The 18311-nt window shown below is 67.0% G+C and carries 22 protein-coding genes; 11 read left to right on the top strand and 11 right to left on the bottom strand.

Going from position 1 to position 18311, the window contains the following annotated elements:
* Positions 1-49: 49 nt before the first annotated feature.
* The 4 genes from ABIE58_RS05940 to ABIE58_RS05925 all read left to right on the top strand — a co-directional run bounded on the left by ABIE58_RS05940 (position 50) and on the right by ABIE58_RS05925 (position 1643).
* The gene (locus ABIE58_RS05940) at positions 50-556 is read left to right on the top strand and encodes a sigma-70 family RNA polymerase sigma factor (RefSeq protein ID WP_354543823.1); all 507 of its coding nucleotides are present in this window, start codon (positions 50-52) and stop codon (positions 554-556) included.
* 11 nt (positions 557-567) lie between these two features.
* Positions 568-1221 (top strand): ChrR family anti-sigma-E factor, encoded by a 654-nt coding sequence (locus ABIE58_RS05935; RefSeq protein WP_354543822.1) that lies wholly within the window; start codon positions 568-570, stop codon positions 1219-1221.
* A gap of 78 nt (positions 1222-1299) precedes the next feature.
* On the top strand, positions 1300-1446 hold the full coding sequence (locus ABIE58_RS05930; protein WP_354543767.1) for a hypothetical protein: 147 nt from the start codon (positions 1300-1302) through the stop codon (positions 1444-1446).
* A complete protein-coding gene (locus tag ABIE58_RS05925) occupies positions 1416-1643 on the top strand; it encodes a GDCCVxC domain-containing (seleno)protein (protein WP_354543766.1) in 228 nt (75 codons plus the stop codon). The genes ABIE58_RS05930 and ABIE58_RS05925 overlap by 31 nt, the downstream gene beginning before the upstream one ends.
* Here ABIE58_RS05925 and ABIE58_RS05920 read toward each other — a convergent pair.
* Both ABIE58_RS05920 and ABIE58_RS05915 read right to left on the bottom strand, forming a co-directional pair.
* Complete coding sequence (locus ABIE58_RS05920; protein ID WP_354543765.1) at positions 1638-1937, bottom strand: SCP2 sterol-binding domain-containing protein; 300 nt, start codon at positions 1935-1937, stop codon at positions 1638-1640. The two genes, ABIE58_RS05925 and ABIE58_RS05920, sit on opposite strands and share 6 nt — an antisense overlap.
* Before the next feature lie 123 nt (positions 1938-2060).
* Positions 2061-2810, bottom strand: coding sequence for a GGDEF domain-containing protein (locus ABIE58_RS05915; RefSeq protein ID WP_354543764.1), 750 nt, complete (start codon positions 2808-2810; stop codon positions 2061-2063).
* Positions 2811-3010: 200 nt separating this feature from the next.
* Between ABIE58_RS05915 and ABIE58_RS05910 the strand changes: the two genes are divergently transcribed.
* Positions 3011-4222 (top strand): bifunctional alpha/beta hydrolase/OsmC family protein, encoded by a 1212-nt coding sequence (locus ABIE58_RS05910; protein ID WP_354543763.1) that lies wholly within the window; start codon positions 3011-3013, stop codon positions 4220-4222.
* Positions 4223-4231: 9 nt separating this feature from the next.
* Here ABIE58_RS05910 and ABIE58_RS05905 read toward each other — a convergent pair whose 3' ends face one another.
* Entirely contained in the window at positions 4232-4579 is a 348-nt protein-coding gene (locus tag ABIE58_RS05905; RefSeq protein WP_354543762.1) for a DUF2794 domain-containing protein, read from the bottom strand.
* 558 nt (positions 4580-5137) lie between these two features.
* Complete coding sequence (locus ABIE58_RS05900) at positions 5138-6754, bottom strand: Y-family DNA polymerase (protein ID WP_354543761.1); 1617 nt, start codon at positions 6752-6754, stop codon at positions 5138-5140.
* A gap of 364 nt (positions 6755-7118) precedes the next feature.
* On the opposite strand from ABIE58_RS05900, the gene ABIE58_RS05895 reads away from it, so the two are divergent.
* The 3 genes from ABIE58_RS05895 to ABIE58_RS05885 all read left to right on the top strand — a co-directional run bounded on the left by ABIE58_RS05895 (position 7119) and on the right by ABIE58_RS05885 (position 9956).
* Positions 7119-8198 (top strand): PLP-dependent cysteine synthase family protein, encoded by a 1080-nt coding sequence (locus tag ABIE58_RS05895; protein ID WP_354543760.1) that lies wholly within the window; start codon positions 7119-7121, stop codon positions 8196-8198.
* A gap of 107 nt (positions 8199-8305) precedes the next feature.
* On the top strand, positions 8306-9175 hold the full coding sequence (gene yghU, locus ABIE58_RS05890) for a glutathione-dependent disulfide-bond oxidoreductase (protein WP_354543821.1): 870 nt from the start codon (positions 8306-8308) through the stop codon (positions 9173-9175).
* Between the two features lie 61 nt (positions 9176-9236).
* Entirely contained in the window at positions 9237-9956 is a 720-nt protein-coding gene (locus ABIE58_RS05885; protein ID WP_354543759.1) for an NYN domain-containing protein, read from the top strand.
* A 12-nt stretch (positions 9957-9968) separates the two neighbouring features.
* Here the strand turns inward: ABIE58_RS05885 and ABIE58_RS05880 are convergent, their stop codons facing one another.
* The 4 genes from ABIE58_RS05880 to ABIE58_RS05865 all read right to left on the bottom strand — a co-directional run bounded on the left by ABIE58_RS05880 (position 9969) and on the right by ABIE58_RS05865 (position 13842).
* Positions 9969-10688, bottom strand: a complete 720-nt coding sequence (locus ABIE58_RS05880) for a gamma-glutamyl-gamma-aminobutyrate hydrolase family protein (RefSeq protein ID WP_354543758.1) — start codon at positions 10686-10688, stop codon at positions 9969-9971.
* On the bottom strand, positions 10685-11638 hold the full coding sequence (locus tag ABIE58_RS05875) for an amidoligase family protein (RefSeq protein ID WP_354543757.1): 954 nt from the start codon (positions 11636-11638) through the stop codon (positions 10685-10687). Before ABIE58_RS05875 ends, ABIE58_RS05880 begins: the two co-directional genes overlap by 4 nt.
* A gap of 4 nt (positions 11639-11642) precedes the next feature.
* Positions 11643-12815 carry a dual-specificity RNA methyltransferase RlmN gene (gene rlmN / locus ABIE58_RS05870; protein WP_354543756.1) on the bottom strand — a complete coding sequence of 391 codons (1173 nt, stop codon included), beginning with the start codon at positions 12813-12815 and terminating at the stop codon, positions 11643-11645.
* 448 nt (positions 12816-13263) lie between these two features.
* Complete coding sequence (locus ABIE58_RS05865; RefSeq protein ID WP_354543755.1) at positions 13264-13842, bottom strand: DNA-3-methyladenine glycosylase I; 579 nt, start codon at positions 13840-13842, stop codon at positions 13264-13266.
* 95 nt (positions 13843-13937) lie between these two features.
* Between ABIE58_RS05865 and ABIE58_RS05860 the strand changes: the two genes are divergently transcribed.
* From ABIE58_RS05860 to phbB, 3 genes are all read left to right on the top strand, one after another.
* Positions 13938-14774, top strand: coding sequence for an EAL domain-containing protein (locus ABIE58_RS05860; RefSeq protein ID WP_354543754.1), 837 nt, complete (start codon positions 13938-13940; stop codon positions 14772-14774).
* Positions 14775-14895: 121 nt separating this feature from the next.
* A complete protein-coding gene (locus ABIE58_RS05855) occupies positions 14896-16071 on the top strand; it encodes an acetyl-CoA C-acetyltransferase (protein ID WP_354543753.1) in 1176 nt (391 codons plus the stop codon).
* Between the two features lie 166 nt (positions 16072-16237).
* A complete protein-coding gene (gene phbB, locus ABIE58_RS05850) occupies positions 16238-16960 on the top strand; it encodes an acetoacetyl-CoA reductase (RefSeq protein ID WP_354543752.1) in 723 nt (240 codons plus the stop codon).
* A gap of 67 nt (positions 16961-17027) precedes the next feature.
* On the opposite strand, the gene ABIE58_RS05845 is transcribed toward phbB, so the two are convergent.
* The 3 genes from ABIE58_RS05845 to ABIE58_RS05835 form a co-directional block, all read right to left on the bottom strand.
* A complete protein-coding gene (locus ABIE58_RS05845) occupies positions 17028-17198 on the bottom strand; it encodes a YdcH family protein (RefSeq protein ID WP_354543751.1) in 171 nt (56 codons plus the stop codon).
* A 121-nt stretch (positions 17199-17319) separates the two neighbouring features.
* Entirely contained in the window at positions 17320-18084 is a 765-nt protein-coding gene (locus ABIE58_RS05840) for a tRNA1(Val) (adenine(37)-N6)-methyltransferase (RefSeq protein WP_354543750.1), read from the bottom strand.
* Entirely contained in the window at positions 18074-18289 is a 216-nt protein-coding gene (locus ABIE58_RS05835) for a putative signal transducing protein (protein ID WP_354543749.1), read from the bottom strand. Before ABIE58_RS05835 ends, ABIE58_RS05840 begins: the two co-directional genes overlap by 11 nt.
* Positions 18290-18311 lie beyond the last annotated feature (22 nt).

Below are 18311 nucleotides of genomic sequence, written 5' to 3'. Positions count from 1 at the left end.
GGCATCGGAGAAACGGACAAGGGCGCAGCAGGATGCGTGGGTTGCGGCCATGATCGCGGTGCGCGATGCGCGCGACGAGGCGGCATTCGCGCGGCTCTTCGGGCATTTCGCGCCACGGGTAAAGGCGTTTTTGATGCGCTCTGGCGCGGATGCGACGCTGGCCGAGGAATGCGCGCAAGAGACCATGGCAGCCCTTTGGCACAAGGCGCATCTGTTCGATCCATCCCGCGCCTCGGTGGCGACGTGGATTTTCACCATCGCCCGCAACCGCCGCATCGACGCCCTGCGCCGCCAGCGCCGCCCCGAGCCCGAAGACCTGCCCTGGGGCCCGGAGCCGGAGCCAGACCAGGCCGACGCGCTGGCCCTGCAACAAGACAGCGCGAAACTGGCCGAGGCGCTGGCCACCCTGCCCGAGAAACAGCGCGTGCTGATCGAAAAGGCCTATTTCGGCGACCTGTCCCAGACCGAGATCGCCGAAGAGACCGGCCTGCCGCTCGGCACCATCAAATCCCGCATCAGACTGGCGCTCGACCGTTTGCGCCATGCAATGAAGTGACGCCAATGACCATGACAATGCCCGATATCACCCACCACCTCAGCGGGCCCCTGCTGATGGCCTATGCCGCGGGCACGCTGCCCGAGGCGTTCAGCCTGACCGTGGCCACCCATATCTCGCTTTGCGACGAGTGTCGCGCGCGGCTTGGTGCCTATGAGAGCCTTGGCGGCGCGGTGCTCGATCATGCCGGGCCGGTGGCGATGGCCGAGGACAGCCTTGCCGCGACGATGGCGCGTATCCGCGCGGGTGCGCCCGAGGCGGTGCCCGCCCCGCGCAAGGCATCCGGCATCCTGCCCGCGCCGCTTTGCGATTACGTGGGCGGTGGTCTGGCCGATGTGCGCTGGCGGCCCGTCGGCATGGGGGTGAAACAGGCGATCCTGCCCACCTCGCGCGACGCGACGGCGCGGTTGCTCTATATCCCGGCGGGGGCGGCGGTGCCCGATCACGGCCATCGCGGGACCGAGTTGACGCTGGTGCTGCAAGGGGCCTTCGTCGACGAGGCAGACCGCTTTGGTCGCGGCGATATCGAGATCGCGAATGAGGATATGAACCACATGCCGGTGGCCGATATCGGCGAGGATTGCATCTGCCTTGCCGCCACCGATGCGCCGCTGCGCTTTCGCAGGCTGATCCCGCGCATCGCGCAGCCGTTCCTGCGTATCTGACGGTTTGCGCGCGGCACGCCTTGTTGGGGCCCAGCTTATCTATACGGTTGCGTATATTGGCGAGATGCACCACGGTGCATGTTGCGGCTGTTCCGTGTGACGCCGCTATCGCCGTGGATGATCGGCGTGCTCTGCACCGATTCGGTGCGGCTGCCATTCGCGGTCACCTTTTCCATCCTGACAGGAGCCTCGCTATGGCGTCGCAAACGCCGCAACCAACGCTGATATCCGTCCTGACCTGCCCGCAATGCGGCGCGGCGGAGGCATTGGACATGCCCACCGACTCGTGCCAGTGGTTCCACCAATGCGGCACCTGCGGCACGGTGCTGCGCCCGCGCGCGGGCGATTGCTGCGTGTTCTGCTCGTATGGGTCGGTGGCTTGCCCGCCGGTGCAGGCGGGCGAGGGCTGTTGCGGGTCATGAGCCGGTCAGAATGCCCGACACCTTGAGCGCGCGTTGCACATTGCCCTCGACCCGCAGCTTGCCGGTCATATAGGCGGTGATCGGGTTCTGATCGCCCGCAAGGATGGCGCGAAACACCGCGTCGCTCGCACCCAGCACCACATCGGCAGGCGTGTCGGGCGTGGCCGCCTCGGCCCCCGTTTCGGTCAGCAGAACAGAGCCGTGATCGGTGATTTCGAGCCGCGCGCGGCCCCGGATGCGGCCCGTGGCCCTGGGCCCGAGCGTGGCGATGTAATCGGCGATAAGCGGGGTCATGGGGCCTGTCCTTCGTGATCCGGTGGCGTGCGGTGAAATCCGATTTTGGCGCAATTCTCCCCGCGCGCAAGCGCAACCCGGCGTCAACGGGAGGCAAAGCCCGATAGCGGCAATGCCCCGCACTCATTCTGCGACCGTGCCCATGGGGATCGCCGCGTGATCGTGGCGCGGGTCAAAAAGAAACGCCCGGTTGCGCCCGCCATGTTTGGCGCGATAAAGCGCGCGGTCGGCCTGCTGGATGGCGGCATCCATGTCACCGCCCGGCGGCAGCGCCGCAACCCCGAAACTCGCCGTCAGGCGCAGGGTGTGCGCGCCGTGATAGATCGGGCTGGCGCGCACCCGCTCGGCCAGGCGTTCGGCCACGGCAAGCCCCTCTTCGGGGCCCGCGTCGCAGAGCACGATGACGAATTCCTCGCCGCCGAACCGCGCGACGATATCGCCATCGCGGCAATTCGCGGTCAGGATCGCTGCGAATTGGCGCAGCGCCTGATCGCCCGCGAAATGGCCGTAGCGGTCGTTGAACCCCTTGAACTTGTCGATATCGGTCACGATCACCGCGCAGGCCCCCGCGCTGATCGGTCCGGCACGCTCGTAGAAGGCTTTGCGCGTGTGGGTGCCGGTGAGCAGGTCGTGGTTGATCGCATGTTCGAGCCGCTCCCCGAGCCGGTGAATCTCATGCATCCGGCGGCCCACGAACCACGCGATCGGCGCGGCGAGCATCAGCGCCATCGCCGAGCCGGGAATAAGCGTGCGCAGCGCGAGATCAGGCGGCAGGATCGCAAAGCGCAAGCCGACGCTGCCCAGAAGCACGATCATCGCGATCGCAGCCGTGAAACGCCGGATATCAGCCCTGCTGCGCACCCGCCATGTCATCGCTTACCCTCCTGTTGCGCCCGGCCACAGGATGGCGCGCTGCCGGTTAACGGCGGGTGGCCATGCGCCCGGAAAATGCCGCCAATTCGAGTCAAACGCGCGCGATGCCTCACCATCGCGTGACAAAATGCCCGTGGCGCTGGAAGCGGCGGCGCGGCTTGCCTATCCTGCCTCCGACCACACAGACAGGAAAACAGCACATGCCCACCGAACGTTTCACCTTCACGGGCCATGACGGCCACGAGCTTGCCGCCCGGCTCGACCTGCCCGAGGGGCCGCACCTGGCCACCGCGCTTTTCGCGCATTGCTTCACCTGTTCCAAGGATATCCCCGCCGCGCGCCGCATCGCGGGGCGGCTGGCGGGGGCGGGTATCGCCGTGCTGCGCTTTGATTTCACCGGGTTGGGCCATTCGGGCGGCGAGTTCGAGAACACCTCCTTTGCCTCCAACGTGGCCGATCTGGAGCACGCCGCAAAGGCGCTCGCGGCGCGCGGCATGGCCCCGAAACTGCTGGTCGGCCATAGCCTTGGCGGCGCGGCGGTGCTGGCGGCTGCGGGCCGCATCAAGAGCGTGCGCGCGGTGGCCACCATCGGCGCGCCCTTCGATCCCGGCCATGTCACCCATAATTTCGCCGGTGCGCTCGACGAGATCGAGGCGCAGGGCGTGGCCGAGGTCACGCTTGGCGGGCGCGCGATCAGGATCGGGCGCGATTTCGTGCGCGACGTGCAGGCCGAGACCCTCGCCGACAAGATCGCCGCGCTCGATTGCGCGCTTCTGGTGCTGCACGCGCCGCGCGATACCGTGGTGGGGATCGACAATGCCGCCGAAATCTTCAAGGCGGCGAAACACCCCAAGAGCTTTGTCACCCTCGACGGGGCCGATCACCTTGTCACCGATGCGCAGGATGCCGAATACGCGGCGCAGGTCATCGCCGCCTGGGCCACGCGCTATCTTGCGCTCAGGCCACCCGCGCCGCCGCCGGGCGCGCCCGAGGGGATCGTTCGGGTGAGCGAGGCGGATGCCGAGGGCTTTCTTCAGGATGTGAACGCTGGCCCCGCGCACCATGTGCTGGCCGACGAGCCGGAGGCCTATGGCGGCACCGATCGCGGGATGTCGCCGTACGGGTTTCTTGCCGCCGGTCTCGGGGCCTGCACCTCGATGACCATCCGCATGTATGCCCGCCGCAAGGGCTGGCCGCTCACCCATGTCAGCGTCGATATCTGCCACGACAAGGTGCACGCGCAGGACGCCGACAGCCGCGGGACGGCCAAGGCCGACCGGTTCCTGCGCGTGATCCGCCTCGACGGTGATCTGAGCGAGGAGCAGCGCGCGAAACTCATGGAGATCGCCGACCGCTGCCCGGTGCATCGCACGCTCGAGCAAAGCGCGGTGGTCGAGACGCGGGCGGCGTGAGGCGGGGCGCTATTCCACCGCGCGGATGAGCTTGCGCTCCAGCACGCGCAGCACGGTGCGCAACTCGTGCCCGCGCTTCAATATCCGCCCGTCCATGCCGATCACGGCGTATTGCCCCTGCCTCTCGCGGAGGCGGGGGCGTTTCTCGATGCGGTAGAGCGGATGCTCGGCGGTGCGGCGAAAGACCGAGAACACGGCCACCTCGCGCAGGCAGGAAATGCCGTAATCGCGCCATTCCCCCGCCGCCACCATGCGCCCGTAAAGCGACAGTATCACGCCCAGCTCGTCGCGGCGGAACGCCACCTGCGGCTCGGTCGGTTTCGCGCCCGCAAGCGGGCCGGTGCCTGGCATGTTCATGGCCCTATGATTTGCGCCGAATGGGCTGCGAATCAAGGGAATTCGGGCAAGACGGTGCCGCGCCGGGGGGGCGCTGCGCCGGGAAAGTGCTCGCGGATGCGCGGCCCGGACGCGATGTCATGGTGTTGGATACCTGCCGATGTTGGCTAATGCTGATCCGGCCTGCCATGCGGCGCAATGCGGTTTGGCAAGCGTCGTGAAGTGGCCTGTTGCCGTCATTTGACATGATGCGATGAGCCGCGCGGTGCCCGTCCGCCGGGTGGGCGCTGCAACAGATTTGGCTGGCAGTTTATGCCCGCCAAATACTTTATCGTTCTCAAGGAACTGCACCGTTGCAAAAGCGCCCGCCCGAGGGGGCGGACGGGCGCTGCGCGGCGGCGTGCAAGCACGCCTTGATTCCGCGCAAAGGGGGCTTCGCCTTGAACGTCCCCTTCAGGCCACACCGCCCCCCGTTCAGCAGCGGGTAACATCCGTCGGATGTCGACCAATAGCGCCGTTGTGCCCGGTCAGGCATGCCCGATCCCCCGCCAGCGCCAACGCGTGCCCGCTCACCGCACATCACGCAAACCGCCCGTGGCAGAACCACCCCCCCGAAAGCGCCGCGCCATGCGCCTGATAGAGCCACAGCCGCTCGCCCCGCGTGGTCAGCACCTGCCAGTAATCGCGCAGGCCCGTGCGCCATTCGGGGTCATCCAGCCACCATTCCGGGGCGATGCGCTCGGGGCCGATGGCATGGGCAGTCTCGTGCCGCCGCCCGCGCCAGCGAAACGCTGCGCAGGGCCGCCCGCCCGCCTCGGGCTTGACCGGCTCGGGCCGCCACAGCATCAGCGGGCGGGGATGTTCGGGCAGCGGCCAGGGCGCGGGGGCAGGGGAGGACCAGGCGGCGGCGAGGGTGAGCGCGGTCTTGCCGGGGATGCGGCTCTTGGCGGGGTGACGGCGGGTGATCGCGTCAAGCCCCACCCGCGCCCCCAGCCGCGTCAACAGATCGGCCAGCGCATCGCTGCGCGCTTCGGCCTGTCCTGCCCCGCGCATCTGTTCGGGCACGATGCGCTCGGTCTCGGGCGCGTCGAGCCGCAGCATGTCGATGCCGAACCCCGCCTCGATCCTCTCCAGCCTTGGGCCCAGCAACGCCAGCATCGCGGCCTCGTCGCGCATGGGCCGCGCCAGCCGCAAGTCCACCGCCTGCACCCCGCCATCGCAGCCGCGCGCCTCAAGCCGCAGCGCCCGCGCGCCCTCGCCGCGCTCGGCCAGCCGCGCGCAAAGCCGCGCCAGCAGCCGCGCCGCACCTGCGCGCAGGTCATCCAGCAGGCCGATGGGTTCGGGCAGGCTCAGCCGCACGGCGAGCGGCGGCGGCGTGGCAATCGCCGAAAGCGGCTCTGGCACCGCCCCCAGCGCCTGATCGAGCCGCTGCATGAGCACCGGGCCAAAGCGCCGCCCCAGCGCCGCGCGCGGTTGTCCCGCCAGATCGCCGATCCGCCGCAGCCCCAGCCGCGCCAGATCCTCGGCCATGTCACCGGGCAGGCGCAGCGCCGCGACCGGCAGGGGGGCGAGCGCGCCATGAAGCTGCCCCGGCGGGGCGATGGTCACCGGCTTTGTCCTGTCCTGCGGCGCACGCCGCTGCCACACCCCCCGTTTGGCCGCGTGGGCGCGGGTGGCGCGGGCCTCTTGCGCGATGGCGTCGCCCGACCGGCCCGGCACCGCGCCCTGTCCGGCGAAGCGCGCCAGTGCCCAGGCGGCACCCGGCGTGTCGGCGAGGCCGCAGCGCGCCGAGAGGCCAAGCCCTGCGGCCTCGTCCACCACGGCCTCTGCCAGCGCCGCCTCGCCGCCGAAAAGATGCGCGCAGCCGGTGATGTCGAGCATCAGCCCGCCCCCGCGATCACAGGCCACCAGCGGCGAAAACCGGTCGGCCCAGCGCGCCAGCGCGCGCAGGAATGCGGCCTCGGCGGCGGGGTCTTGCGCGACGGTGTGCAGATCGAGGCAGATCGCCTGCGCCGCGCGCAGCGGCTGGCCGGGCACCAGCCCCGCCGCCTCTGCCTCGGGCGAGAGCGAGGCCAGCACCGTGCGCGGCCCGTCCTCGGCCACCACGGCAAACACCCCCGCCCCGCCCGCGCGCCGGGTCAGGCGCTCGGCCCCCAGCCGGGGGAACCAGACAGAGAGGATTCGGCGGGCAGGCATGGTGGCAGGATGGCATATGTTCGTGCTATGTTCCATATGCCCCATGCGCGTCTTGGCACGAGGGGCGCGCTGTTGAGTGGGGGGCGTTGGGGGCCTGAAGGGGACGTTCACACCTTGTCCCCGCGCGGCGGCGTGCACTTCTGCAACGCCGCCTACCCGCACAGCATTGCGCAACATCGCACACCGGATCGCCAACCGGGGCGCACCTCCCCCGGCCCCTCAAACGAAAAATTAGGTCTGAAAAATGCCCCATACCGAAACTCATATTCCAAATTTACCGGCCCTACGCCCCTTGGCGGGAAAATCCTTTTCGCGCCCCTCCGCGCGTCATAGCCTGCCCCCGGATCATCGAAGGAGACAGGTCATGACCGACACATCCATTCGCACCACCACCGGGCGGGGCCGCCGCTTTGACAGCGTGCTTGATACCATCGGCGATACGCCGGTGATCCGCGTCAACAATCTCGGCCCCGATCACGTGACGATCTACGTCAAGGCCGAGGCGTTCAACCCGGCGGCCTCGGTCAAGGACCGGCTGGCGGTGGGCATCATCGAGGCTGCCGAGCGCGACGGGCGGCTGAAGCCGGGGCAAACCGTGGTCGAGGCGACAAGCGGCAATACCGGCATCGGCCTCGCCATGGTCTGCGCGCAAAAGGGCTATCCGCTGGTGGTGACGATGACCGAAAGCTTTTCCATCGAGCGCCGCCGCCTGATGCGGATGCTTGGGGCCAAGGTGGTGCTGACGCCCAAGGCCGAAAAGGGGCTTGGCATGTATAAGAAGGCCGAGGAACTGGCCGAGGCCAATGGCTGGTTCCTCGCCCATCAATTCGAGACCAAGGACAATGCCGATATCCACGCCGCCACCACGGCGCAGGAAATCCTTGGCGATTTTGCGGGTGAGCGGCTCGATTACGTGGTCACGGGCTATGGCACCGGCGGCACGGTGACGGGGCTTGGCCGGGTGCTGCGCGCGGCGCGCCCCGAGACGAAAATCATCCTGTCGGAGCCTGCCAACGCCGCGCTTTTGGGCAGCGGCGAGGCGCAGGCGCGCACCGATGCAGGCGCCCCCGCCGCGAGCCACCCCGCGTTTGAGCCGCACCCGATCCAGGGCTGGACCCCGGATTTCATCCCGCTGGTGCTGCAAGAGGCGGTGGATGGGCAGTATTACGACGACCTGCGCCCCGTGACCGGCCCCGACGCGATCCGCGCAGCGCGCGATCTGGCGTCGCGCGAGGGCATCTTTACCGGCGTCTCGGGCGGGGCGACATTCGCGGTCTCGCTTGCCCTTGCCGAAACCGCCGCGCCGGGAGCGGTGATCCTGTGCATGTTGCCCGATACCGGCGAGCGCTACCTGAGCACGCCGCTTTTCGAGGGCATCGCCGAGGAGATGAACGAGGAGGAACAGGCGATCTCGGCCTCGACACCGGGCTATCGGCTGGGCTGAGGCCCCCCGCAGGGCTGCACATCCCCCTGTGCAGCCCCGCCGCTTGTGCGCGCGGCGGCAAGGCTTACCTTGCCCACCAGACCCATATGACAAAGGACAAGATCGCGATGACCGACGATACCTACACCCCGCCCGAGGTCTGGACATGGCAGGCCGCCTCGGGCGGCAAGTTCGCCTCGATCAACCGCCCCGTCGCCGGGGCCACCCATGACAAGGCGTTGCCCGAGGGCGAACACCCGTTCCAGCTCTACTCGCTGGCCACGCCCAATGGCGTCAAGGTCACGGTGATGTTCGAGGAATTGCTCGCCGCAGGCCATGACGCCGAATACGACGCGTGGAAAGTCGACATCGGCGAGGGCGATCAATTCGGCAGCGGGTTCGTGGCCATCAACCCCAATTCCAAGATCCCCGCGTTGCTGGACCGCAGCGGCGACGCGCCGCTGCGCGTGTTTGAGAGCGGCGCGATCCTGCTGCACCTCGCGGAGAAATTCGGTGCGTTTTTGCCCAAGGATGGCCCTACACGCACCGAAACCCTCAACTGGCTGATGTGGCAGATGGGCAGCGCGCCCTATCTCGGCGGCGGTTTCGGCCATTTCTACGCCTATGCGCCCGAGAAATGGCAATATCCCATCGACCGTTTCGCGATGGAGGCCAAGCGCCAGCTTGACGTGCTCGACCGGCAACTGGCCGAGCGGCCCTATATCGCGGGCGATGACTACACCATCGCCGATATGGCGATCTGGCCGTGGTATGGGCAGCTTTGCCTCGGGCGGCTTTACAGTGCCGCGACGTTCCTCGATGTGCAGAGCTACAAACACGTCATGGCTTGGGCCGAAAAGATCGACGCCCGCGCCCCGGTGCAGCGCGGCCGCATGGTCAACCGGAGCTTTGGCGAGCCGCATATGCAACTGCATGAGCGCCATTCCGCGCAGGATTTCGAGACGCAGACGCAAGACAAGATCGGCGAGGGGGTCTGACAACAGACGCTTTCGCACCCACGCGGAATAGGGCATGAAGGGCCGAAAAAGGAGCGCCTTCATGCCCACCCGCGATACCCACCTTTTGGCCGTGCTGATCGACGCCGACAACGTGCCCGCCAAATATGCCGATGCGATCCTGCGCGAGGTCACCAGCTATGGCGAGCCGGGGCTGCGCCGCGTCTATGGCGACTGGTCGAGCCAGCAGCTTGCCGGCTGGACCAAGACGGCGCAGAAACTCGGCCTTGTCCAGCACCAGCAGACCGCCAATACCAAGGGCAAGAACGCCTCTGATATCGGGCTGGTGATCGACGCGATGGATATCCTGCACGCGGGCCATTTCGACGGCTTCGTTCTGGTCTCGTCCGATAGCGATTTCACCCGGCTGGCCTCGCGCATCCGCGAGCAGGGCCTCACGGTGATCGGCATCGGCGAGGCCAAGGCCCCCGACGCGCTCAAGAACGCCTGCAACCGCTTCGTCGCCATCGAGAATATCTACGAGGACGTGGACGACACCCCCCGCAGCGCCCCCACGCCCAAGCTCGACACCCAGCATATCGCCGATGCGCGGCGGCTCATTTTCGATGCGATGGAAAAGATCGACAGCGAGGATGAATGGTATCCTCTGGGCCGCATCGGCCAGCAGATTCAGGCCGACAAGCCCGATTTCGACACGCGCAGCTATGGCAAGAAAAAGCTGAGCGACCTGATAAAGGAACTCAAGGTGTTCGAGACCAAGCCCGGATCGGGTAACCAGCTTCTGGTGCGGCGCGTCGATTGAGCGGATGGGCGCTCAACCCGCCTCGGCATCCACCCCGGCAAGCTGTGCCCGCGCCGCGCGCCGCGCCCGCGCGGCGGCCACCAGCGCGCGAAAAATCCCCATCTGGCGGTGCGCATAGAACAGGTGTTCGGGGTGCCACTGCACCCCCAGCGCGAATGGCTCCTCGACCCGCTCGATCGCCTGCACGATGCCGCCGCGATCCCGCGCCGCCACCCGCAAGCCCTCTCCCAGACGGTCCACCGCCTGGCTGTGCAACGCGTTGACCTTCATCGGCGCGCCCCCCGCCAGCCGCGCCAGCCGCGTGCCCGGCACGATCTCCACCCGCTTGCGTGGCAGGATCGTGCGGCGGTGGTCGCTCGCCTCATAGGTCTCATAGGCATCCTGATGCAGCGTGCCGCCCAGCGCCACGTTGAGCATCTGGCTGCCCCGGCAAATCCCCAGCACCGGCATCCCGCGCGCGAAGGCGTCGAGCACCACGCCACGCTCCAGCGCATCGCGCGCAGGATCAAGCCGCGCCGAGGTCACGATCCGCCCGCCGTAAAGATCGGGCGAGATATCGTCACCGCCGCCGATGATGACGCCATCCACCGCGCCCATATCGGTCTCGCGCCCCGCCTGCCAACGCTGCGCGCGCGCGCCCGCCAGCCACAGGTTGAGCGCGATGAGCGGATAGATGCGCCAGCCCGACCGGCGCGAGACGGTGACCCCGATCACCGGGCGCGCGCGGCTCATGCGCCGCAAATTCCCGCCGTTTGCAGGATGCGGCCCGCCCGCATGGCCCAGCCCTGCCGCGACAGCGTGACCAGCCCGTGATCGTCGAGCCACGCATCCGACAGCCGCCGCAAGAGCGCCTCATCGCGCGCCACCTGCTCCACCGCGATCCAGCGCCGCCATTCGAGGGCCAGCGACCACGCCGCCTCGTCGATGCGGCAATCGGGCAGGCGGAAATGAAAGGTGGGCCGCGCCGATGTCTTGTCGGAGATTGCCGCCGCCACGCGCGGCCCGTCGAAATGCGCCAAGAGCGGCAGCATGTCGAGGCCGCGATTGCGGCTTGGCGTCAGCGCAAGGTAAAGCCCCGTCACCTCGTCGCGCGCCGCCCCCGGCCCCGCCTCGACCAGCGCGCGCACGAAATCGGTGGGGTAGGGGTCGGTAAAGGGCAGCAGGCGGCGCGACTCGTCGATCGGATAGGCGCTGCGCAGCCAGTCCTCGATCAGCGCATAGGCCATGAGCGGGCGCACCGTGTCGGCATCCGTTTCGCTCGCCACCTCGATGTTGAAATGCACACCAAAGCCAAAGACCAGCCCCGCGCCGCTCCCCAATGCGCCCGCGGCGCGCAAGGCGTCGCGCAGATCGTCGAGCCTTGCCATGCCCGCCATGTCGAGCGGCGCGGTCACGATCTCGACCGGCACCACCTCGCGCCCGAGATCGAGCGCCAGATCGCGCAACCGGCTTTGCTGCGCCTTGCGCAGGAAGATATCGAGATAGACCTCGACCCGGCCCAGCGCGCTTTCCTCGACCGCCCAGATATGGCTGTCTTCCTGCACCGCCCGACCGCCGAGTTCACGGGCGCAAATCCGCGCCGCCTCCGCCTCGGGCAGCCCGCCCATCTCGATCTCCAGACCCACCCGGCGCGGCGCGCCCTCGGCGTTGTCACGCTGCGGCAATGCTGCAAACCCGGTCATCGGCTCAGGCATCCGCCGCAGGCGCGCGGCGCGGGTTGCGGGCGCGTTCGGTGGCGGATTTGAGCTGCCCACAGGCGGCCATGATATCCTCGCCGCGCGGGGTGCGGATTGGGCTGGCATAGCCTGCCTTGTAAAGGATATGCGCAAACGCCTCGATCCGGTCCCAGTCGCTGCGCATGTAGGGCGCGCCGGGCCATTCGTTGAACGGGATGAGGTTGATCTTGGCCGGAATACCGGCGATCAGCCGCACCAGCCGCCGCGCGTCCTCGTCGCTATCGTTCACGCCCTTGAGCATGACATATTCAAAGGTGATCCGCTCGGAATTCGACAGGCGCGGATACTCGCGCAAGGCATTCAGCAGCGTCTCGATGTTCCATTTCTTGTTGATCGGCACAAGGCCGTCGCGCACCGCATCGGTGGTGGCATGAAACGACACCGCCAGCAAACAGCCGATCTCCGCCGCCGTCCGCGCGATCTCTGGCACGACACCGCTTGTCGACAGCGTGATACGACGACGCGAGAGCGAAATCCCCTCGCCATCCATCGCGATTTTCATCGCGTCGCGCACGTTCTCGAAATTATAGAGCGGCTCGCCCATCCCCATCAGCACAATATTGCTGATAAGACGCGGCCGCTCGCCTGCCCCCTCGCCGGGGCGCGGCCACTCATCCAGATCGTCGCGCGCCAGCATCACCTGGCCGATGATCTCGCCGGCGGTCAGGTTGCGCACCAGCTTCTGCGTGCCGGTATGACAGAACGAACAGGTCAGCGTGCAGCCCACCTGGCTGGAAATGCACAGCGTTCCGCGGTCGGTCTCGGGGATATAGACCACCTCCACCTCGTGCCCGCCCGCGATCCGCACAAGGTATTTGCGGGTGCCGTCGGCGCTCACCTGGCGGCTGACGACCTCGGGCACCGCGATCACGAAGCGCTCTGCCAGATCGGCGCGATAGGCCTTGGCAAGGTTGGTCATCGCGTGAAAATCGCGCACCCCCCATTGATAGACCCATTGCCAGATCTGGCCCACGCGCATCCTGGCCTGTTTCTCGGGCGTGCCATTGGCAATCAGCACCTCGCGCAACCCCTCGCGCGTCAGCCCGACGATGTTGGTCGGCCCCTCGGGGGCCTTGCGGGGGATGGTCAGCACATCCTGCGTGATCGGGGCGGTCTGGGTCATGGGCGTGGTCCTCGGGTCTGTCATGCCCCCATATAGGCCATGCGGCGCGAATGCGAAACAGGGGTTGGGGGGATAGGGTGAGGGCGTTGGCCTGTTGCCGCCGTTCGCCTCCTGTCTCCCGCGCGGCTCGTCTCTGAAACCGTCAACCTCAACTCCAACCCAAAAGATACCCGAGGCTTGGCGGCAGGTTTCCGGCGATTGCCGCTCTCCCGGCGCAGCTCACCTCGACAAATCGTTAATTATCAATTAACGGTTATGCCGAAATGGAGGTTTCAAATGAGATTTGTTTTTCTGACCTGCGCTTTTGCGGCGGCCTTGTCCTTTTCCGCGATAACTGCCGATGCACATGGCGGCGGCTGTAGAAAATCCTCTCCCCCTGGCCAATGCTGCCATGCGGATAACAGCAATGGCGGGCGCGTGCACTGCCACTGAACGGGCACCGCCCCCCTCACCCCAACCGCGCCACCCGCGCGTGGCACGGGCACCCCACAAGGTGATCGTTGACCAGCCCCGCCGCCTGCATGAAGGCATAGGTCGTCGTCGGGCCGCAGAACTTGAACCCCCGGCGCTTGAGGTCTTTCGACATCGCGACCGACAGATCGGTCTGCGCGGGCACCACTGCGAGGCTCTCCCAGCGGTTGCGAAGAGGGCATCCCCCGACGAACCCCCAGATATAGCGGGCAAAGCCCTGCTCGGCCTCTACCGCGCGCCACGCCCGCGCGTTGCCGATCACCGCCTCGATCTTGCCGCGATGGCGGACGATGCCCGCATCCCCCACCAGCCGCGCCACCTCCGCCGTGCCCCAGCCTGCGATCACCTCCGGGTCAAACCCCTGGAAGGCCGCGCGAAACCTCTCGCGCTTGCGCAGGATCGTGATCCAGGACAGCCCCGCCTGAAACCCCTCCAGCATCAGCGCCTCCCACAGCGCGCGCCCGTCACGCTCGGGCACACCCCATTCGTGGTCGTGATAGGCGATATAGAGCGGGTCTGCGCCCACCCAGCCGCACCGCTCGCCGTCCTTTTCCATGCCGCGATCCCCCGAATTTCATTCAAATGCGCGCTTTAAACGATCCTTAATGTGCTGCGCGCAGTCTGCAACCACGGATGGAATCGGAGGGCGGCATGGCGCGCAAAAACAAATGGGCGGATATCCCCGCCGGGCATGACAGCCCGCTCAATTACGCGGTCACCGCGCGCGACTGCTCGATCATCGAGATGGTCGAGGCCGCGATTCGCCACAAAGAGCTTCTGCTCGCCTATCAGCCGGTGGTGACCGCCGGTCAACCGGACCGTGCGGCCTTCTACGAGGGGTTGATTCGCATCACCGATCCGACAGGCCGCGTGATCCCCGCGCGCGACTTCATCGACCAGGTGGAAACCCGCGAGGCCGGGCGCATCATCGACTGCCTCGCGCTGGAAAAAGGGCTCGCCACCCTCTCGGAATATCCCGATCTGCGCCTCTCGATCAACATGTCGGCGCGCTCCATCGGCTATCACCGCTGGCTGCGCACGCTCAACAAGGGCCTCGCCAACGATCCCACCATCGCCGAGCGGCTGATCCTCGAGATCACCGAAAGCTCGGCCATGCTGGTGCCCGAACTGGTGGTCGGCTTCATGACAGAGCTTCAGGCCAAGGGCGTCGGATTTGCCCTCGATGATTTCGGAGCGGGCTATACATCCTTCAGATTCCTCAAGGATTTCTTCTTCGACATCCTCAAGATCGACGGCCAGTTCATCCGCGGCATCGCCACCAATGCCGATAACCAGGTGCTCGCCGCCGCGCTGCTCAGCATCGGCCAACAATTCGACATGGTCACCGTCGCCGAAAGCGTCGAGCGCGCCGAGGATGCGGCCTATCTCACCGCGCTCGGGCTCGATTGCCTTCAAGGCTATTACTTCGGCGCGCCCACCGTGCGCCCGCCCTGGCTCGATACCGGCTTTGCGCAGGCCACCGGCTGAGGCGCAGCCGGGGAATCGCCTGCGGCATAGGGCCACCGCCGTTGCCGCGCCGCCGGGCTTGCGGTATGACGCCACGGAACACTGGCGCATCGCGCCTGCCCAATCCCCGAGGAGGATATCCATGACCAATGTCGTAATCGCGTCTGCGGCCCGCACCGCTGTCGGCTCTTTCGGGGGGGCGTTTGCCACCACCCCCGCGCATGATCTCGGCGCGGCCGTGCTCGAAGCCGTGGTCGCCCGCGCGGGCATCGACAAGGCCGAGGTCTCCGAGACCATTCTCGGCCAGGTGCTCACCGCCGCGCAGGGCCAGAACCCGGCGCGCCAGGCCCATGTCAACGCCGGCCTGCCGATCGAATCGGCGGCCTGGGGCATCAACCAGGTCTGCGGCTCAGGCCTGCGCGCGGTGGCGCTTGGCGCGCAGCACATCCAGCTTGGCGATGCCGCCATCGTCTGCGCCGGTGGTCAGGAAAACATGACCCTCTCGCCCCATGCCGCGCATCTGCGCGCAGGCCACAAGATGGGCGACATGCAATATATCGACACGATGATTCGCGACGGTCTGTGGGACGCGTTTAACGGCTACCACATGGGCCAGACCGCCGAGAATGTCGCCAACAAGTGGCAGATCACCCGCGACCAGCAGGACGAATTTGCCGTCGCCAGCCAGAACAAGGCCGAGGCCGCGCAAAAGGCCGGACGCTTCGACGACGAGGTGATCGCCTTCACCGTCAAGACCCGCAAGGGCGATATCGTGGTCGACAAGGATGAATATATCCGTCACGGCGCGAATATCGACGCGATGTCCAAGATGCGCCCGGCCTTCACCAAGGATGGCTCGGTTACCGCCGCCAATGCCAGCGGCCTCAACGATGGTGCGGCCGCCACCCTGCTGATGTCCGCCGACGAGGCCGCGCGGCGCGGCATCACGCCGCTTGCGCGCATCGCTTCCTACGCCACCGCGGGCGTTGATCCGTCGATCATGGGCGTCGGGCCGGTCAATGCCAGCCGCAAGGCGCTGGAAAAGGCGGGCTGGAGCGTGGACGATCTTGATCTGGTCGAGGCCAACGAGGCCTTTGCCGCGCAGGCCTGCGCCGTCAACAAGGAGATGGGCTGGGATCCGGCCATCGTCAACGTGAACGGCGGCGCCATCGCCATCGGCCACCCGATCGGTGCCTCGGGCTGCCGCATCCTCAACACGCTTCTCTTCGAGATGCAGCGCCGCGACGCGAAAAAAGGCCTCGCCACGCTCTGCATCGGCGGCGGTATGGGCGTTGCGCTCTGCGTCGAGCGCGCCTGACCGGGCCGGGCAGAGGCTTGACGCAAAAGGGCACCGCATCAGTGGTGCCCTTTTCGCGTTCAGGGCCGTGCCCACCCGATCGTGAAAAATTTGCCGCGTAACATTGTTGCGCCCAGCCATTTGAGCCGATAATCAAGTTACGTAACAAGCCATAGCGGAGGATAACATGGCCAGAACTGCACTCGTCACCGGGGGGTCGCGCGGAATCGGCGCCGCCATTTCCAAGGCGCTCAAGGCCGAGGGACACACCGTCGCCGCCACCTATGCCGGCAACGATGAGGCCGCCGCGAAATTCACCGAGGAAACCGGCATCAAGACCTACAAGTGGAATGTCGCCGATTACGACGAGTCGAAGGCCGGGATCGCGCAGGTCGAGGCTGATCTTGGCCCCATCGAGATCGTCGTGGCCAACGCGGGCATCACCCGCGACGCACCCTTTCACAAGATGACGCCGCAGCAGTGGAAAGACGTGATCGACACCAACCTCACCGGCGTGTTCAACACCGTGCACCCGGTCTGGCCGGGGATGCGCGAGCGTGGCTTTGGCCGGGTCGTGGTGATCTCGTCAGTGAACGGGCAAAAGGGGCAGTTTGCCCAGGCCAACTATGCCGCGACCAAGGCCGGTGATCTTGGCATCGTGCGCAGCCTCGCGCAGGAAGGCGCGGCCAAGGGCATCACCGCCAACGCAGTTTGCCCCGGCTATATTGCCACCGAAATGGTCATGGCGGTGCCGGAAAAGGTGCGCGAGGCGATCATCGGCATGATCCCGGCGGGCCGTCTTGGCGAGCCCGAGGAAATCGCCCGCTGCGTGGCTTTCCTCGCTTCTGACGATGCGAGCTTTATCAACGGCTCGACGATCTCGGCCAATGGCGGGCAGTTCTTCTCGTGATCGCGACAAGGTGATCGCGCTCACATGATAATGAGGGGCCGGGCCATGCGCCCGGCCCCGATTTTGTTCAGACGTCCATCGACAGGCGTTCGATCTCTTCCTTGATCTTCAGCTTCTGTTTCTTGAGATCCGCGAGTTCCAGCGTGCTCACCCCCGGCGCGCGTTGCGCGACCTCCACCTTTTCCGAGAGCGCGTGATGTTTCTTCTTCAGTTCCTCGATATGCGAACTCAAGCTCATGGGCTGTCTCCTCACTGAAAATGCGTGTCCAATGGACATGGGAATTGCAGCACAGTTTTACAATTCTGTCACGCGGCGCGTGCAGGATGCGCGGTTTTTTTCTCAAACCATTTTTCGCAAATCACCGGTAAAAGGGCAGGGGGGCCGCCGCGCGCAGCACCGAGGCCGTTGATGGCGTGAGGTTTTCGCCGTCACCCTCGTGGCGCAGCCCTTCGTGCAGCAGCCAGCCATCGCAAAGCCGCAGCGCTGCGCGCCCGCCCTTGCGCACCCGCACCAGCACCAGCCGTGCCGCCCGCCCGCGCCTTGGAATCAGCGGCAGCACCTCCACCGCGCCGCGCAGCGCGCCCAGCAAATCCGCCAGCCGTTCGGCGCGATGCACCACGCAGATATGCCCCCCCGGCCTGCATCGCCGCGCCGCCGCCGTCATCCAGTCTGCCAGCGGCGTGGCCTCGCCCAGCGCCCCCTCGCGGCCCGCATCGGCGGCGCGCGTGCCGCCCGCGCGATCGAAATAGGGCGGGTTGGCGATGACATGGTCGAATTGCCGCTGCCGCAGTTCCGCGGGCATCTCTGCCAGATCGCCCGTGACCACCTCCATCACGACCCCGTTGGCCTCGGCGTTGCGCCGCGCGAGATCGGCATAGCCGGGCTGCATCTCCAGCCCCGCAAGCGCCACCCCCGGCACCCGCGCGGCCACGCAAAGCGCTGCCACCCCCGCGCCGCAGCCCAGATCGAGCAGCGTCTCGCCCGCCCGCGCGGGCACGCTTGCCGCGAGCAGCACCGGGTCGATCCCCGCGCGATAGCCGCGCCGAGGCTGCGCGATCCGCAACCGCCCGCCGAGAAAGGCATCAACGCTCAGCTCGGCCTCGGAAAACGGCTCACTCCTCAAACGAGAATCCGTTATCCACAAGCGCCACCCGCGCCGCCGCGTAATCATCGTCGCGCACCAGAAGCCGCCGGGGAAAAATCCCGATGGAGCCTTCGAGCATGCTCATGTTTACGTCCATTTCAAAGCAGTCTATATCCTCGCCCTGAAGCAGGGCCTTGGCAAAGGCCATGTCGGCGGGGTTGGTCGTGCTCAAGAGCTGTTTCATCCTGCCGAGATAAGAGCACCGC

The organism is Roseovarius sp. MBR-78 (assembly GCF_040547535.1).
GTDB lineage: Bacteria > Pseudomonadota > Alphaproteobacteria > Rhodobacterales > Rhodobacteraceae > Roseovarius.
This window is presented reverse-complemented; position numbering and strand designations above follow the sequence as displayed.

Excerpts from the sequence above, each read along its gene's own strand:
- phbB (WP_354543752.1), top strand. The coding sequence starts at position 16,238 with ATGGCCAGAACTGCACTCGTCACCGGGGGGTCGCGCGGAATCGGCGCC.
- ABIE58_RS05845 (WP_354543751.1), bottom strand. The coding sequence starts at position 17,198 with ATGAGCTTGAGTTCGCATATCGAGGAACTGAAGAAGAAACATCACGCG.
- ABIE58_RS05875 (WP_354543757.1), bottom strand. The coding sequence starts at position 11,638 with ATGACCGGGTTTGCAGCATTGCCGCAGCGTGACAACGCCGAGGGCGCG.
- ABIE58_RS05910 (WP_354543763.1), top strand. The coding sequence starts at position 3,011 with ATGCCCACCGAACGTTTCACCTTCACGGGCCATGACGGCCACGAGCTT.
- rlmN (WP_354543756.1), bottom strand. The coding sequence starts at position 12,815 with ATGACCCAGACCGCCCCGATCACGCAGGATGTGCTGACCATCCCCCGC.
- ABIE58_RS05865 (WP_354543755.1), bottom strand. The coding sequence starts at position 13,842 with ATGGAAAAGGACGGCGAGCGGTGCGGCTGGGTGGGCGCAGACCCGCTC.
- ABIE58_RS05925 (WP_354543766.1), top strand. The coding sequence starts at position 1,416 with ATGGCGTCGCAAACGCCGCAACCAACGCTGATATCCGTCCTGACCTGC.
- ABIE58_RS05920 (WP_354543765.1), bottom strand. The coding sequence starts at position 1,937 with ATGACCCCGCTTATCGCCGATTACATCGCCACGCTCGGGCCCAGGGCC.
- ABIE58_RS05940 (WP_354543823.1), top strand. The coding sequence starts at position 50 with ATGATCGCGGTGCGCGATGCGCGCGACGAGGCGGCATTCGCGCGGCTC.
- ABIE58_RS05860 (WP_354543754.1), top strand. The coding sequence starts at position 13,938 with ATGGCGCGCAAAAACAAATGGGCGGATATCCCCGCCGGGCATGACAGC.
- ABIE58_RS05900 (WP_354543761.1), bottom strand. The coding sequence starts at position 6,754 with ATGCCTGCCCGCCGAATCCTCTCTGTCTGGTTCCCCCGGCTGGGGGCC.
- ABIE58_RS05935 (WP_354543822.1), top strand. The coding sequence starts at position 568 with ATGACAATGCCCGATATCACCCACCACCTCAGCGGGCCCCTGCTGATG.
- ABIE58_RS05905 (WP_354543762.1), bottom strand. The coding sequence starts at position 4,579 with ATGAACATGCCAGGCACCGGCCCGCTTGCGGGCGCGAAACCGACCGAG.
- ABIE58_RS05835 (WP_354543749.1), bottom strand. The coding sequence starts at position 18,289 with ATGAAACAGCTCTTGAGCACGACCAACCCCGCCGACATGGCCTTTGCC.
- ABIE58_RS05930 (WP_354543767.1), top strand. The coding sequence starts at position 1,300 with ATGTTGCGGCTGTTCCGTGTGACGCCGCTATCGCCGTGGATGATCGGC.
- ABIE58_RS05880 (WP_354543758.1), bottom strand. The coding sequence starts at position 10,688 with ATGAGCCGCGCGCGCCCGGTGATCGGGGTCACCGTCTCGCGCCGGTCG.
- ABIE58_RS05915 (WP_354543764.1), bottom strand. The coding sequence starts at position 2,810 with ATGACATGGCGGGTGCGCAGCAGGGCTGATATCCGGCGTTTCACGGCT.
- ABIE58_RS05855 (WP_354543753.1), top strand. The coding sequence starts at position 14,896 with ATGACCAATGTCGTAATCGCGTCTGCGGCCCGCACCGCTGTCGGCTCT.
- yghU (WP_354543821.1), top strand. The coding sequence starts at position 8,306 with ATGACCGACGATACCTACACCCCGCCCGAGGTCTGGACATGGCAGGCC.
- ABIE58_RS05895 (WP_354543760.1), top strand. The coding sequence starts at position 7,119 with ATGACCGACACATCCATTCGCACCACCACCGGGCGGGGCCGCCGCTTT.
- ABIE58_RS05885 (WP_354543759.1), top strand. The coding sequence starts at position 9,237 with ATGCCCACCCGCGATACCCACCTTTTGGCCGTGCTGATCGACGCCGAC.